We start from the raw sequence: 13441 nt of genomic DNA on the forward strand, positions 1-13441 counted from the left end.
TTGCGCACAGTACGCACGTCGACCTGTACCAGCGGCGCGACGCGCCCGAGCTCGATCTCTTGCCGTCGTCGAGACCAGAACGGGCATCGGCCATCGCTACCAGGCGTTGCCAGCGCTCTTCAGGACAATGGTTCTCGGTTGTCACAAGCGCCAACACCGCAGCACCATCGATGACGATGTCCTGCGGCTCTTTGGCGCCCAGGCGACCTCGTAGGGCATAGTCAAATAAGCAATACGCAATTCACGAATGCGCCGTCATGGCGTACGCAGCGATGTTGTTCTGACCCGCGTCGATGACGCGACATTCGTACTTGAAAGGTTCTGTTGTGTTGTGTTTCGAACGTACTGAGGCAACATCGTCTGACTCCTTGCTCGATTTGTCCCTCGATGCCGTCATTCAGGGCTGTAACGAGGCCTCTGTGCGTCTCGACAATGGACTTCGTTACGCAGCCAGCGAGGGGGTGCTGCCGTATCCAAGTGTCAGGGCTTACCTGCGTGCCGGGCCGGAACGCATCGATGCGTTAAAGAAGCTGCCATTATTAGGCACAAAGTCGGTCAACGAATTTGACCGGCTTGCTACCGACGCGGCACTCGCCCCAGGCGTCGTGTTCGATCAGCAAGAAGCGCACGGCGCAGGCGAGCGCGATGCGGACAGCGTGCAGCCGGACAACTTCGACATCTGCTTGTTCGATTTCGTCGCGCGGCAGCCGAGAGTGAGCGCTCGCTTATGGCGCGTCCTCCAGAGGGCCGCCGAGGACGGTAGCTGCCCTTACGCGACGGTTGAAGCGTATCTACGTGATGGTCCGAAGCGCGTTGCCGCTTTACGCGCATTGCCTAGTCTTGGTTCCACCAGTGCGCGCGAATTCGAGGAGGCGACGCTTGATAACTGGAAGTCAGGGGACCACCACAACGTACTGCTGGCCTAGGTTGTCGTCAATTGTCTCCCACTGTTCGGGGGTGGTCGCGAACGCCAAGATCTCACAGAAGTACGTGCCCGACGGGAGGTCGCGCAGGTCGATCGCTTGCTGGCTTGCAGGCGTTAGGATGGACCGACTGCCTGCGGCCCGGCCCAGTGCCATCCGCCGCTGCAGTGGGTTAAACCGTACCGCCCCAGTGGTCGGGATATCTGTCGCCCATTCTAGCCGGGTCTCGTTGACGGCAGCGTTGGTGACCACCGGGAACTGGACCGTCCGCGCCAGCTCGATAGCCCGCTGCACCGTCAGCCGCCCGTTCCCCCAGCTATCGTCTGGGGCGGCGGTGGCGGCGCCGTCGCGGCGGGCCGACTGCGCGAGCAACTGTTTTACCTGCGCGCAGGTGAAGCGCGGGTTGACCTCCAGCAGCAGAGCCGCTGCCCCGGTGATGTGCGGGGCAGCCATGCTCGTCCCGGACATCAGCGTGTACCCGACGACGAACGGGTTGTCACTAGATGCCAACGACAGGGTCGACGCGATCTTCTCGCCCGGGGCTGCGATCTCGGGCTTGTGCAGCCCGTACCGCGTCGGCCCGCGGCTGCTGAACCGCGACAGTTCCCCGACGGCGGTACCGTTACCAGGGCGGGTCACGTACGACCCCACCGTGATTACCCGCCGGGCCGTTCCCGGGACGCTGATCGTGCACGCCGGGTCGTTGTCGGCCGCGGTAAACCGCGACTGCTCGGTGACGCCCTGGCCTCGGGCCGCCCGCTCGATCCAGACGTGGAATGTGCCGTCGGTTACGTGGTCACCACGCAAGTGTAACGACCAGCGGCCCGGCTGGATGCGGGGAGCGCTGCCGCGGCCGATGAACACCATTGCCCGGACGTCCCCACTGCCTCCGGCGTCCACGGTCAGGGCGTCGATCCGGATGGTGTTGTTCGCGTCCGTCTGAAAGGTGTTCGTCGCCCCCGGCAGGACGAAGTCGTTGGCCACAGGAAGCGGGCCGCCAGGCGGCTGGACGGCGATGCCGATGCGGTCGGCGGCGTCAAACCAGACCTCGAACACGTCTTGCTGCTCATTATTTCCCTGGGTATTTCCCTGGGAGTCGAACTGTCGGCGAGCGGTGCCCCCCTGCACCACGGTCCCGCTGGCGTGTATGCGCCACGTCTGCTCGTTGCCAGCTGACTTGACGAGGACCACCCCGGGCTCTCGCGCTAGGTTGTCCATCGCCGTCTCCAGCGGCATCTCGCCAGAGTGGCCGCCACCGTTGTTGCCTAAACTCATATTGATTGCGACCGGTCGCTGCAGCTCGCGCGCGCGGTCGACGATGTACCGGCAGGCTGCCACCACGGACGTCGACTCGCCCATCGTCCCGGCGTCACTGCGAACGGCGACGACCACCAGCTCGGCGTCTGGTGCCATACCTACGAACCGCCCGCTCGACTTGCGACCGTTGCCCGCACAGATGCCGGCGACGTGCGTGCCATGGCCGCCAGAGTCCGTGTGGGCGATCGGGACGGGAGCCGGGCTGGTGCGCAGGGCCGCGTCGAGTTGGGCCCTGGTGTACTCCCGTCCAAATGGTACCCGGCCACCCGCAACCGAAGCGGCACGCTGGTCCCACAGGAAGCGGATGCGCGACGTCCCGTCCGTGTTGCGGAAGTCGTCGTGGGTGAAGTCAATACCGCCGTCGACCACGCCGACCAGCACGTTGGTGCCGCGCACCGTTGGCGGAACTGTGTGCACGAGCCTGACGGCAACATCAGCGCCCGACAAGTCCAACTCGGAGAACAGCTGTGTGGAGGCGTCGACCACCTCGACCCAGTTCTCGGCGAGCAGGTCGTCGAGCCGGTCGACTGGCACCAGCCCGCTAACGACGATCTCCGGCCCGTCTACCGTGGCTTGGATCGTCACGCCATAGTTGGCCAATTTCCGCTCGACGCTGCGAACCGTCTTCGTCCCCCGGTCCTTTCGGCAGCGTAGCAATACCTCGACCTCGATCCCGACCGTGCGGCTCACAGCTTTGGCGGTCCGTAGGCGGATGGAATCGGCCAATTCCGTCCGCGTTGCCGCCGACTGCTCTTGCAAGTAGCGCAGCCTGGGGTCGAGTTTGTGTTCATTCATCGGGTATCTCCAGTTCTCGGAATCACGGCCGGTCCGGGTAGTGGGGCCGGGTCAGTTGCACTTCCTGCACGCACTCCAGCTCCGCGATGTTTTTCAAGTCGGTCGAATCAGCCACGTGGCCGGCGAGGATCTCGCCGACTTGGGCGTATAGCTTTAAGCCGGCCTGCTCGGCCTGCCGAGCCATCGCCGTGTCAGAACTAACGAGGCGAACGGTGACGTCGACCCCACCTTCTGGGAGCCCCTCTTCCGCTCGGAGGCGACCAAAGGGGTCTAGCTTCCCTTCCCATGCTCGGGCGTTGCTCATGGTTGGTCTGCGCCTCTACCTTCTTAACTATCAATCCGCGCCTCGGTACCCAAAGGCATTCTCAAGGGTACGGTTATTCGCCGACGAACAACGACCAAACATTCAAGGCGACCTCGAATTACCCTATGTTTGCCTACACGAGCATACGCTAGTGTTTCTAACAAAAAAACAAATAGTAAATATTCTTTTTGCGTAATAATTTCGCAATACCGCTCTTCAGGATCTTGGAATGTTGGGTGCGATTAAGAAGTCATCGCGGCACTCTCGTCGCGGTGCAGGACCTGCTCGTGTTGGACGAGTACGCCGTGGCGGAAGCGTGAAGCAACCGCTGATATCGAGACCGGAAACGGCCGGACTGAGCTTCGGGTTTTGTCTTGTTAGCAAACCGAGGGCAAGATTTTCCTGGTCAGGGCCGTGTCCCTCGACACGGGCCAGTCCTGTCCTCTGCCTTGCTCCTATCCCAGGTCCATCCCCCGCTGATCGCCTAAGACGGAGCTAATGTCTGGCCGATATATCGGCGGACGTTCGGTTATCCGGACGCCAATTCGATGTCCTGGACCTGCCAGGCCCAGGTGTCGCCCATGCTTTGGCAGGTAAAGCGAATATCGCTTCCAACGTAGGAACGGATATCGATTTCTACAGGGATCTCAGCGGCCTGCTCGGGAATGTCCGTCAACATCAGTCCACGATCTGGTTTTTCTGCTGGAAAGAAACGTGCACCCTGAGGTGTCTCCTTGACCGAACCGAGTACGTCCATTGCGCCCTCTCTGCCCAATAAATTCATGTACGTCGAATAACCAAGAGTTAACCTAATTTTTTGCCGTTCGTAAGCATGTTTTCTGCGGTGTGGTTAATCGCTGCCGGTCCGCTGCGCCGCTCCTGCGTTGGCTAATCGCTTGCAGTGGCTCTGCTTTACACGCGAAGCAGGCGAATACGCCAGCGTTCAAGCATACGCCTGCGGCAGATGCCTAAATACAGCAAGTTAATAATATTTTTTTACGTATGATTTTTACAACGTTGCCCGCTGTTTCGCCCTGGCGCCGGATATGATAAGAAAAATCCGGTGACGCAGTTGCTTCAATAATCCTTCAATGACCGATGCCTGGCCGCTTGCCGCCGCAGCGTCCGGCAGTGCATTCCTGCCTTGCCGCCCAGGTAAATCGTCCTGAAGGAGATGAACTCTAGTCGTAACTTTGGTGTCCAACCATACGCGAAGGTAGACACGAGGACACCATGGAAGCGATGGTCAAGAGCGGAGCGGCGGCCCGTCGGTTGGGGGTAACGGTCAAAACGCTCCAGCGATGGGACCGCAGTGGAGTGTTTGCGCCGCTGACGCGCAGCCCGACCGGCCTGCGCCTGTACAGCGAATCCCAGCTTGCGGCGCGGCTCGGGTTGCCGCTGCCCACTGCTTCTCGTCGCGTAGTTGCATACTGCCGGGTCTCCAGCGCTGCCCAGAAACCGGACCTGCGCAACCAACGCCGGGTACTCGAGGAATTTTGCGTGGCGCGCGCCCTGGCAGGCGTCGAGTTTGTGGAAGAAGTTGGCGGTGGTCTGAACTTCCGGCGCCGCCGCCTGCTGGAACTGACCGACGCCATCGGCCGCCGTGAGGTAGGTACGCTGGTGCTGGTGCACCGCGACCGGCTGACCCGCTTTGGTTTCGAGTGGTTCGAGCATTTCGCCCACATGAATGGCTGCGAGCTGCTCGTACTGAATCAGGAGCGGTTGTCGCCAGAACAGGAAATGGTGCAGGACATGATGACGATCGTGCACTGCTTCTCCAGTCGTTTGTACGGCCTGCGCAACTACCGCCGCCAGCTCGACGCTGCACTGAAACAGGACGCTTCGCATGTTGCTGGCCCATCGCATCAGGCTTGAACCGACGCCGCAGCAGTGCGACTATTTTGCCCGCGCAGCCGGCACTGCTCGCCGCGTCTGGAACTGGGCTCTGGCCGAGTGGCAGCGCCAGATCGGCGCCGGCCTGCGGCCCGACGCGATGGCGCTGAAAAAACAGTTCAATGCCATCAAGTACGCCCATCCAGACTGGCTCGACAGCGAGGGTCGGCCCTGGCTGCGCACGATCCACCGCGACGCCCACGCGCAGCCGTTCGCGCACCTGGCCAAGGCATGGACCCGCTATCTCACGGCGCGCAAGGCAGGCCAGCCTGGCCACCGGCCCCGCTTCAAGAAGAAAGGACGTTGCCGCGACAGCTTTTATGTTGCCAACGACAAGTTTCGCGTCGAGGGCAAAAACGCCGTCCTGCCGAAGGTCGGGCGGGTGGCGCTGGCCGAGGCGCTGCGGTTTCCCGGCAAGATCATGGGGGGCAGTGTCTCCCGCGAGGCCGACCATTGGTTCCTCGCGGTCCAGGTCGAGGTGCCCGATGGGGTTGCACAGACGTGTCGCACTGGCGACGGGGTGGTGGGCGCCGACCTGGGCGTGAGCGCCGCAGCCACGCTGAGCACGGGCGAGAAGATCGCAGCGCAGCGCCCCTTACGCTCGGCGCTGCGCCGCTTGCGTATTCGCTCGCGCCGCCACTCGCGGAAAATGAAAGCGGCCAAGGCCGCTGCAGGCATCGCCGGCGCCATTCCGAAGGGAACACGCCTGTCGAGATCCATCAACCAGACCAAAGGCGCGCGTAGTCTCGCACGCCTGCATGCGCGCATCGCCCGGGTGCGCGCGGATTTTATTCACAAGCTCACCACGCGGCTCTGCCGCGAAAACCAGGCGGTGGCGATCGAGGACCTGCACGTCAAGGGGATGCTGGCCAATGCGCGCCTGGCGCGCAGCATTGCCGATGTCGGCTTTCATGAGATCCGGCGCCAGCTGCAGTACAAGGCCCTACGCTACGGCACGGTGATCGTGCTGGCCGACCGCTGGTATCCGTCCAGCAAGCTGTGCTGCGCCTGCGGTCGGAAGAATGGTTCGCTGGCCTTAGTCGAACGCGTGTGGACCTGCCGTTGCGGCGTCCGGCACGACCGTGATGTGAACGCGGCCATCAATCTACAACGGCTCGCAACCGGCGCCCTTGCGGCGCGCACTGCGCTACCCGTGGCGAGTCCGGCGGCAACGCCGGACACTGCTGCCGGAATGATTCCGGCAGCAGGCGGGAAAGTCACGCCTGTCAGGCACGAATACGGTCAGCAGGACGGTTCGGGGCAGGAAGAGAGCGGTGCGTACTTTTGCGCACGTTTTTGATAGCAGCGGTCGGACTACAACAAGAAGTACGATCTCAACATGACGGCGACGCTACCGTGCAGTGCCGCTGTGGACAAGGAGGCGGCGCACGCGGCGGCCGTACGTCAGCGGCGCTAGCTCAGTTGTCTACGTAGCAGGGTGCCGATGTGTCGAGGGTGACGCTGGCGCCCCCGGGCGCGTTGCATAGTGACGGGTCTTCCGCTGAACTGACAAGCTGGTTCCCGAAGCAGTACCAGACGTCGCCGTCGCCGACCTGGATCTCGGCCGGCTCGCCGCGCCTGACCACGGTATTACTGGTCCCACGCGCATCTGGATCCACGTTAACCGGGCCGATGCGCATGTGTAGGTAGGCGTCACCGGACAGCCCATTGATGAAAGTAACGTTTGCCATCGTTCACCTCCGTCGTACCACAACAGGCCGGCAGGCGGTGCCTGCACAAGACCTAGCCTATAGCGCTCGCACCTATGCTGCGGTTGATCCGTAATTCAGCAATATGAACTTCAGCTGTATTTCAGCTATATTAAATTTATCCGATTTTCGGCTAATAGTCTTATCTGAACTAGGGATACTTTAACATGGCGGTCGCGTCGATATCCTATTTTGTCCTCACTGCGCCACAGCTCGGGCAGCTGCTCGTATCAGCCCGCAAGCACCAAAAGCTCACCCAGGCCGCTGTCGCGAGTCGGGTATCCACTGTCTGGGCACCTGTTCGGGTTCATTAACCGCCGAGCGACCCAGATCCGTGTCCTGTACTTCGACCGCAGCGGCCTGTGCGTGTGGTCCAAGCGTCTGGAGCAGGGGCGTTTCGTGAGCAACTGGGCTGATGTTGCAAGCCGGGGAATGCACCGGACGGGCTTGAAGCTGCTGCGCCAGGCGACCACGCCCAAGCAGGTGCGCAAGCGTTACACAAAACCGCATTCCCCCGCGCGGCGTCGGCAAGCGTCCAATTAACGACCCGTTAAGCACTATGATGGCCATCCGCTCCTCGCTGCGAACGCCCCACCCCGGAACCAAGGTGCATCTTTGCCTAGCTACTCAGGTCGAGCAAAGCGTCGCGTTGGCGCGTGAACTTCTGGCGGATCCTTATGTACTGTGAAGATGGGACCAACCAGTGAGGCAGGAAGAGCTGCTTGCCTAGTCTCTAACATTTTACGCAGGCGAGCCACGCCATCTGAGGAAATCGATCCTGGTGTCGGTAGGGCCGCACCCTCGTCGAATTTTTGTAGAGTATTCGCTAGATGCCCGAGTATTTTGCTAATACGAATTCCTTCGTTCAAGCCTAGATATTTAATTTCGCCCGTTCCCTGGTCGGGCGACCAAACGCTACCATTCAGCGCCAATATTTCGTTATTGTCGTTGCGCGCAAACTGGGCAGAATGATGAAGTGCGACGATCTCCCACTGACGGTTGTACACCGGCGAGCCTGAGGAGCCGGTGTTAGTGTCGGCCTCGTAGACCAGATAGGGCGAATTTTCCTCACGTTCAATCAGTTTATTCGAATTCAATACTAATTGCTTCATTTCACCAGAGGGATGCTGGATGATGAAAACCGGCTCGCCTCGCGCAATTTTACCCAGCTCTGCAGTAAGGCGATTATAGCCATAGTCTGCGACGACTTTTCGGCCATCGACACTAACCTGTTGCACTGCCACCAAGACATAGTCTAGTTCGCTCCAAGAACTGAAAAGCAACAGCGTCCGGGGGTCTAAAGCGAATGTAGCACTTTCGGCATATGTTCCATCGAATTGCTCTTCGTAGTCAAAAACAACGGTAGAGCGAGGAGCGATTTCGGCTAACGGATCTTGTTCTAAATCAGACCAATCCAATACATGGAAATTTGTCAGAAGGAGACCTGGGCCGACTAAAAATCCCGTGCCATTCATTTGGGAACCGTTCGAAGATTTCGCCTGCACTTTCCCAACGGTACGTCGTAAATCAGCCCCCCGCTGCAAAAACCAAACCGGGAGAAAGTCTGCTTCTCCTACTACGCGCTCTAACTGAGTCTGGGCTTTTATACTCAAAAGCCGAACATCTCGCTGTGACTTAATTTCGCGCAGAACATCTTTGTCAAATTGCTTCGCTATCAACGGGAACTGAACCAACCGATTCGTCCTTAACGCTGTCGTCTCGGGGTCGAGTAGACGAACAGTTCGGGTCGCTACGTGGTGATACGTTTCCGCGAGCACGTCACCCTTTTTATCTAGGCGATTGCTGGCTTCAGCGTAAACGGGACGTAGACGTTCCACGTTTTTTCTCACAAAGCGACAATGTCACTGACGGAGCCGAGCCTGCGTCGCGCTGGCGCGCCCTCGAGCACAGCTTCAAAACCAGGTTTCTCGGTTACTACCACTTGGGCGTCTTTTAGGTACGTGAAGTTAAGAGACGTTCTTTCCACGATCTCTTCAATTGTCACCTGCCAAGTCGATGGCGCGAACTCTCGCTCCAGACCACCGATCAGCTCTTCCTGTCCAAGGAGATAGGCTGAAACAGTCAGACGATCGTCATCCGACATATACGCTGCGATTTTCCAGAAATGCTTGGGAATACGTACCCCGCGATAGAGTGGGTCTTCATCGGTTAAAACTGGGCCAGTAAACACCGTAAGCCGTTGACTGCGACCCGTCGCCAACCCCAGTAGGTAATTCTCAATACCTTGCCAGGTCTCGTCATTCTGATTAAAGTCAGCATGTTGCGGAGAACAATTCGTGAAATGGAACGTGTCATTATTGGCGCGCAAAGCATCCGGGCCCCACGCCGGATCCAGGCGACGTACCAAGTGACCTCGATCGAGCGCATTCCGAGCGTACAGCTCACCGCCAATTTGTTCAGACTCGGCTATGCGTGGATCGAAGTACCACGTGTCGCGATCACGCTTCGGATTTTTCGACAGCGTGCCATCGATATTGACCGCCGTGTAATACGCGAGTTGCCGCCGACGGTTCATAACAATCGAAAAGTGCAGGTAAGGCAGAACAGTTGGGTCCTGGGTGCCCTGAGCAAGCGCATTTTTTGCCGCGTTGCGCCGCTGCTCTTCGTCCAGTACCGGCAGGGGCACGCGCACTGCCAGAAAATCTTCGTCATATCCAGCACGCCCCGCATAGTTCGGATCAATCTCCACGCGCTCGAGACCTGCCGATAGTCCAGTTAGGGTTGGCGCCAGAGCGGAGGCGGCAGCAACACTCGCGCCGTCGCCAAGCGATACCGTAATGTTCAAGGGAATTTGGATTTGGACGGAACTCATGGATGCTCCGAAGGTAGTTATTAATGAATACTCATTAAATCATATTACCTACTGTAGGTTAGGACCGCATCAATACAAATTTTTCTATCAAGCTCGCGTTATACATTAGGTCCACGCCCGCCGCTTTGAGACCGGAGGTCGTTCACTGTGCGGATCTCGTCACGCTGACGTTCCGCCATCGCTAAAGGTACTCGCTTGGACGGCTTGGCGAAAGTCGAACCACTATTGAAGCGTGGACGATGCTGGGTTTGAGACGTAAGTGCTGTCTGTCTTGCAGCGGACAAAAAAAACGTTCCGCCTCACCACCAACATATCGGCAGGGGAACGTTTAAGCTCCGGTTTTTGGACCCGCCCCTACTTATTTGCTCACAGCCGAATCAAGCGTTCTCCATCTCGCAGCGTATCGCTTGAATGCATTGCGCGGCGCGAAGAAGCCTCTGTGAGAACAACACTGGCCTGCTGATCGCCTGGAGTTGCCTATTGTGTCGGACGCAGCGAGGCGGACGTATATTGGCACTTGAACCATTTTTCTTCTATAACCGCCAGTTTCATTTTCTTCAGATTCCTTATTCGCCGCCTAACACATAGCACTACAGCGGCCATTCGTGCGCTTGATCTTGTCGTCTTAGTCAAGCTGTCAATCCGCTGATGTGTCCGTCGTGGGCAATCCTACCAATATGCATGACCGCGACTACCGCGTTTTCCTGATTGATTAGCAGCATTCAATCCAAGAAGCCATCTAACACTTAACTATCGGCAATTTCTTTGTTACAGTGACAATTCTTGTAGAATGCGGTGCTTGAATGACAGCGTTGTACGGTCTTTATCGCAACGCGCTATCCGGCCTGTTTGAACCCGTGCATTTGGACCCTTCTGTGGCGGTCAATGACAAACTGGAGGTGCAAGCGGGTGGTTTTATTGTGCCTATCTGCTCCGCGCGGACGGGCCGTCGTTGGCATGCATTGAACAATTTGACGGTACTTTAGAACACAGGCGACGCAATTCGTCGCTTTGCAGTCGTCGACTCCTCTGGGCGACGGCGCCTCTCGTACCGGCAATGCGGCGTGGGTGCTCATACAACATGTATTTATAGGGAATAAACGTGGCGTTGTTCAATACCGATTGGGCGGGAGAGCTCAAGCAAGTGCAGAAGATGGTGGGCGAAGTCGTCGACACCCAATTAAATCCCATGGTCCAGGGCGCGATCGCGCAGGCGGGAACCGAGTTAGGCGGCGTGGTCAAGCAAGCGAGCGATCGCCTTCAAGAGAACATCCAGCTGATCTCCAATGAGATCCACGATCAACGCCGGGTCACCAAAGAAGAAATTATCCAGCTGATCGACTACGCTGCCGAGAAGATTGCGAGCACGATCGATGCGCGCATCGCGGTCGCCAAGGCGGAGGTATCGGTGTTGGTGACCGAGAAGATCACGCTGGTACGCACTCAACTCGAGGACGCGGCCGTTCACAGCCGCAAGACGCTCTACCTGAATCTGTCGGTCTCGGTCTTGGCTGCCTTGGCGATGGCGGTGATCGGGATTGTCTACCGCAAGATCACCTTGGATCAACTCGACATATTCGCCCTCTTCCGCGTCTTGATATTGTCGACTGCCACCGGTACTGGCCTGTTTGCAGCCTTGAAACTGCTGACGCATTGGCGCAGTCTAAATCGAAGCAAGAAAAACATGACAACGATCGCCATCGGCTATCTCGGCATCCTCCGTCCGAACGGCGCGTTGCGCTTGTTTGCCTTGTCGTTGGCGCTGGCGGCCTGCTGGGTTGTGATTACTTTTTATCCGCAATTGTGGCGCACATATCTCGGATAGCGACAAAGGGGCTGAGCGCACTCGGAGAAACGGCACTGAATTGGCGATGCTTCCTGGATGGTTACGTTGTATCAACCCGACAACTATCAAGATGCGCAGTTTTCTTTTAATTAAAAGAAGTTTAATTTAGCTCGCAACAATTCATGAATATGGGCAATACGCAATTCATGAATGCGCCGTCATGGCGTACGCAGCGATGTTGTTCCGACCCGCGTCGATGACGCGACATTCGTACTTGAAAGGTTGTGTTGTGTTGTGTTCCGAACGTACCGAGGCAACATCGTCCGACACCTTGCCATCGTCCGACTCCTTGCTCGATTTGTCCCTCGCTGCCTTCATTCAGGGCTGTAACGAAGCAACTGTGCGTCTCGACAATGGACTTCGTTATGCAGCCAGCGAGGGTGTGTTGCCGTATCCAAGTGTCAGGGCTTACCTGCGCGCTGGGCCGGAACGCATCGACCCGTTAAAGAAGCTGCCTGCACTCGGCAGAAAGTCGGTCACCGAATTCGACCGGCTTGCCACCGACGCGGCACTCGCCCCGGGTATTCCCGTTTCCGAATGTAGACGGACAAGTGCAGAACAAATCAACGCTAGCGCGAAGCGTTGATGACCTGAGTGGCGCTAAGTCGCTCGCTTCAGGACAACCGCTGCGCCAGCCGCTTCGCCAGGTTGCGTGATACTTTTCAGATTGTTTTTTTCGTCGAGCGCCCAGCGAAGTCCGAACCACTGCGCATCGAATCGGTCTACGCCGGTTCTCTCGAGAATCATGTAGGAAGGCTTGACGCCGCGCGCGAGAAGCGCTGTGCGAACGGTATCGCGGGCGCCGAGAAAAGCGAGTACCTCGGCATTGTTGCCGCGTTCGATTCGAAATTTTTTATCGCCCAAACGAATAATCCGGGTCGGCTGGTCGAGGCGCATGCCGGAGGCTGCGTTCTCCGTCCAGGTACCGGTTTCCAAATCCAATTGCAGACTCCAGCGCTTCGCCGCATCGCCGCTTGTCCATACACCAAACGGAAAATCCTCAGTGCTATTCACGCTGAGATTCTGTATTAGTGTAATAGGTAAAGATATATTGTCAGGTAACGTTTCACGCGACGGTAATCGTAGGCCAAGTTTGCCTGCTGCTGCCAAGGTGAAGGTAACGCAATCCTGATAGATGAGTTGATACTCGGGTTTCTCCGCCCATGCTTCTTTTACCTTCAACACGGCGTCATATTGACCTGGACTCACGCGACAACTGATCACAAAATCGGAGTTCAGCGTCGCTTCCTTCACCAGTTTTCCTGGGACTCTGCCCAACAACAACGATGCTGCCCCGGCTGGGTCGCTTTGCGGATATAAGCCGAAGCCTTCCTGCCAAGACATCTGTCGTGCTGCGTCTTCACGACCAAATCCGACAAAGGCGTGCCCGGCAAAACTGCCAGCCGCCACATCGGGCTTGCGCGCGAAAAACATTATCCATGACGGCTCGCCCTTCAAATCGCTTCTTAAATCGATGTCTTTGCGCATTGCTACCTCTTTTACTCCAGAAGAGTATATCTAATCGGTGCTTGCTCGGCGGTAAAACCCGTTTGTCTTTCCTGTGGCGCTAAACTCCTTCTATGCGTTTGCCAACGCGATCTCGATACGCGCAAATAGGCATCGTCTTGGGGTGCGGTTATGCCCCTTGATTCGTTTGTCGTCAGATTAGTGTGCAGCCGCAAGTTTTATCGCTAATGCATAATTGGTGTTCTCAGGACGATAGCGGCATTACACGATCAATTTGAATCTGTATTTACGATTGCGGGTTAATAAAGAGGATCAGATAGGCTTTATGTTTTTGCAATCGATGAACTGTTTACC

At 57.8% G+C, this 13441-nt stretch carries 13 protein-coding genes; 6 read left to right on the forward strand and 7 right to left on the reverse strand.

Annotated elements, in window-relative coordinates; translation table 11 throughout:
• Window positions 1-419: 419 nt before the first annotated feature.
• Window positions 420-926 carry a hypothetical protein gene (locus ACI48I_RS23175; protein ID WP_498575586.1) on the forward strand — a complete coding sequence of 169 codons (507 nt, stop codon included), beginning with the start codon at window positions 420-422 and terminating at the stop codon, window positions 924-926.
• Here ACI48I_RS23175 and ACI48I_RS23180 read toward each other — a convergent pair.
• The 3 genes from ACI48I_RS23180 to ACI48I_RS23190 form a co-directional block, all read right to left on the reverse strand.
• A complete protein-coding gene (locus ACI48I_RS23180; RefSeq protein ID WP_498575587.1) occupies window positions 894-3035 on the reverse strand; it encodes a S8 family peptidase in 2142 nt (713 codons plus the stop codon). The two genes, ACI48I_RS23175 and ACI48I_RS23180, sit on opposite strands and share 33 nt — an antisense overlap.
• A 22-nt stretch (window positions 3036-3057) precedes the next feature.
• On the reverse strand, window positions 3058-3339 hold the full coding sequence (locus ACI48I_RS23185) for a hypothetical protein (RefSeq protein ID WP_498575588.1): 282 nt from the start codon (window positions 3337-3339) through the stop codon (window positions 3058-3060).
• Window positions 3340-3868: 529 nt separating this feature from the next.
• Complete coding sequence (locus ACI48I_RS23190) at window positions 3869-4096, reverse strand: hypothetical protein (protein ID WP_498575589.1); 228 nt, start codon at window positions 4094-4096, stop codon at window positions 3869-3871.
• A 476-nt stretch (window positions 4097-4572) separates the two neighbouring features.
• Here ACI48I_RS23190 and ACI48I_RS23195 point away from each other — a divergent pair, with 476 nt between their 5' ends.
• On the forward strand, window positions 4573-5214 hold the full coding sequence (locus ACI48I_RS23195; RefSeq protein ID WP_498575590.1) for an IS607 family transposase: 642 nt from the start codon (window positions 4573-4575) through the stop codon (window positions 5212-5214).
• Window positions 5186-6532 (forward strand): RNA-guided endonuclease InsQ/TnpB family protein, encoded by a 1347-nt coding sequence (locus ACI48I_RS23200; RefSeq protein WP_498575591.1) that lies wholly within the window; start codon window positions 5186-5188, stop codon window positions 6530-6532. Before ACI48I_RS23195 ends, ACI48I_RS23200 begins: the two co-directional genes overlap by 29 nt.
• A 118-nt stretch (window positions 6533-6650) precedes the next feature.
• Here ACI48I_RS23200 and ACI48I_RS23205 read toward each other — a convergent pair whose 3' ends face one another.
• Window positions 6651-6923 carry a hypothetical protein gene (locus tag ACI48I_RS23205; RefSeq protein ID WP_498575592.1) on the reverse strand — a complete coding sequence of 91 codons (273 nt, stop codon included), beginning with the start codon at window positions 6921-6923 and terminating at the stop codon, window positions 6651-6653.
• Between the two features lie 210 nt (window positions 6924-7133).
• On the opposite strand from ACI48I_RS23205, the gene tnpB reads away from it, so the two are divergent.
• The gene (tnpB, locus tag ACI48I_RS23210) at window positions 7134-7484 is read left to right on the forward strand and encodes an IS66 family insertion sequence element accessory protein TnpB (RefSeq protein WP_498575593.1); all 351 of its coding nucleotides are present in this window, start codon (window positions 7134-7136) and stop codon (window positions 7482-7484) included.
• Between the two features lie 80 nt (window positions 7485-7564).
• Here tnpB and ACI48I_RS23215 read toward each other — a convergent pair whose 3' ends face one another.
• Together ACI48I_RS23215 and ACI48I_RS23220 are read right to left on the reverse strand one after the other, a co-directional pair.
• Entirely contained in the window at window positions 7565-8635 is a 1071-nt protein-coding gene (locus ACI48I_RS23215) for a trypsin-like serine peptidase (protein ID WP_498575594.1), read from the reverse strand.
• 152 nt (window positions 8636-8787) lie between these two features.
• Window positions 8788-9774: a DNA/RNA non-specific endonuclease gene (locus ACI48I_RS23220; RefSeq protein WP_498575595.1), complete on the reverse strand. Its 987-nt coding sequence runs from the start codon at window positions 9772-9774 to the stop codon at window positions 8788-8790.
• 1102 nt (window positions 9775-10876) lie between these two features.
• Between ACI48I_RS23220 and ACI48I_RS23225 the strand changes: the two genes are divergently transcribed.
• On the forward strand, window positions 10877-11599 hold the full coding sequence (locus ACI48I_RS23225; RefSeq protein ID WP_498575596.1) for a hypothetical protein: 723 nt from the start codon (window positions 10877-10879) through the stop codon (window positions 11597-11599).
• 196 nt (window positions 11600-11795) lie between these two features.
• Window positions 11796-12206: a hypothetical protein gene (locus ACI48I_RS23230; RefSeq protein WP_498575597.1), complete on the forward strand. Its 411-nt coding sequence runs from the start codon at window positions 11796-11798 to the stop codon at window positions 12204-12206.
• 14 nt (window positions 12207-12220) lie between these two features.
• Here ACI48I_RS23230 and ACI48I_RS23235 read toward each other — a convergent pair whose 3' ends face one another.
• Window positions 12221-13108: a hypothetical protein gene (locus ACI48I_RS23235; protein WP_498575598.1), complete on the reverse strand. Its 888-nt coding sequence runs from the start codon at window positions 13106-13108 to the stop codon at window positions 12221-12223.
• Window positions 13109-13441: the final 333 nt, after the last annotated feature.

The sequence above is a fragment of the Massilia sp. LXY-5 genome (genome assembly GCF_059801075.1).

Bases quoted from the DNA above. Each gene is read 5' to 3' on its own strand.
- ACI48I_RS23180 (WP_498575587.1), bottom strand. From the start codon at position 3,035: ATGAATGAACACAAACTCGACCCCAGGCTGCGCTACTTGCAAGAGCAG.
- ACI48I_RS23185 (WP_498575588.1), bottom strand. From the start codon at position 3,339: ATGAGCAACGCCCGAGCATGGGAAGGGAAGCTAGACCCCTTTGGTCGC.
- ACI48I_RS23190 (WP_498575589.1), bottom strand. From the start codon at position 4,096: ATGGACGTACTCGGTTCGGTCAAGGAGACACCTCAGGGTGCACGTTTC.
- ACI48I_RS23195 (WP_498575590.1), top strand. From the start codon at position 4,573: ATGGAAGCGATGGTCAAGAGCGGAGCGGCGGCCCGTCGGTTGGGGGTA.
- ACI48I_RS23200 (WP_498575591.1), top strand. From the start codon at position 5,186: ATGTTGCTGGCCCATCGCATCAGGCTTGAACCGACGCCGCAGCAGTGC.
- ACI48I_RS23205 (WP_498575592.1), bottom strand. From the start codon at position 6,923: ATGGCAAACGTTACTTTCATCAATGGGCTGTCCGGTGACGCCTACCTA.
- ACI48I_RS23220 (WP_498575595.1), bottom strand. From the start codon at position 9,774: ATGAGTTCCGTCCAAATCCAAATTCCCTTGAACATTACGGTATCGCTT.
- ACI48I_RS23230 (WP_498575597.1), top strand. From the start codon at position 11,796: ATGTTGTTCCGACCCGCGTCGATGACGCGACATTCGTACTTGAAAGGT.
- ACI48I_RS23235 (WP_498575598.1), bottom strand. From the start codon at position 13,108: ATGCGCAAAGACATCGATTTAAGAAGCGATTTGAAGGGCGAGCCGTCA.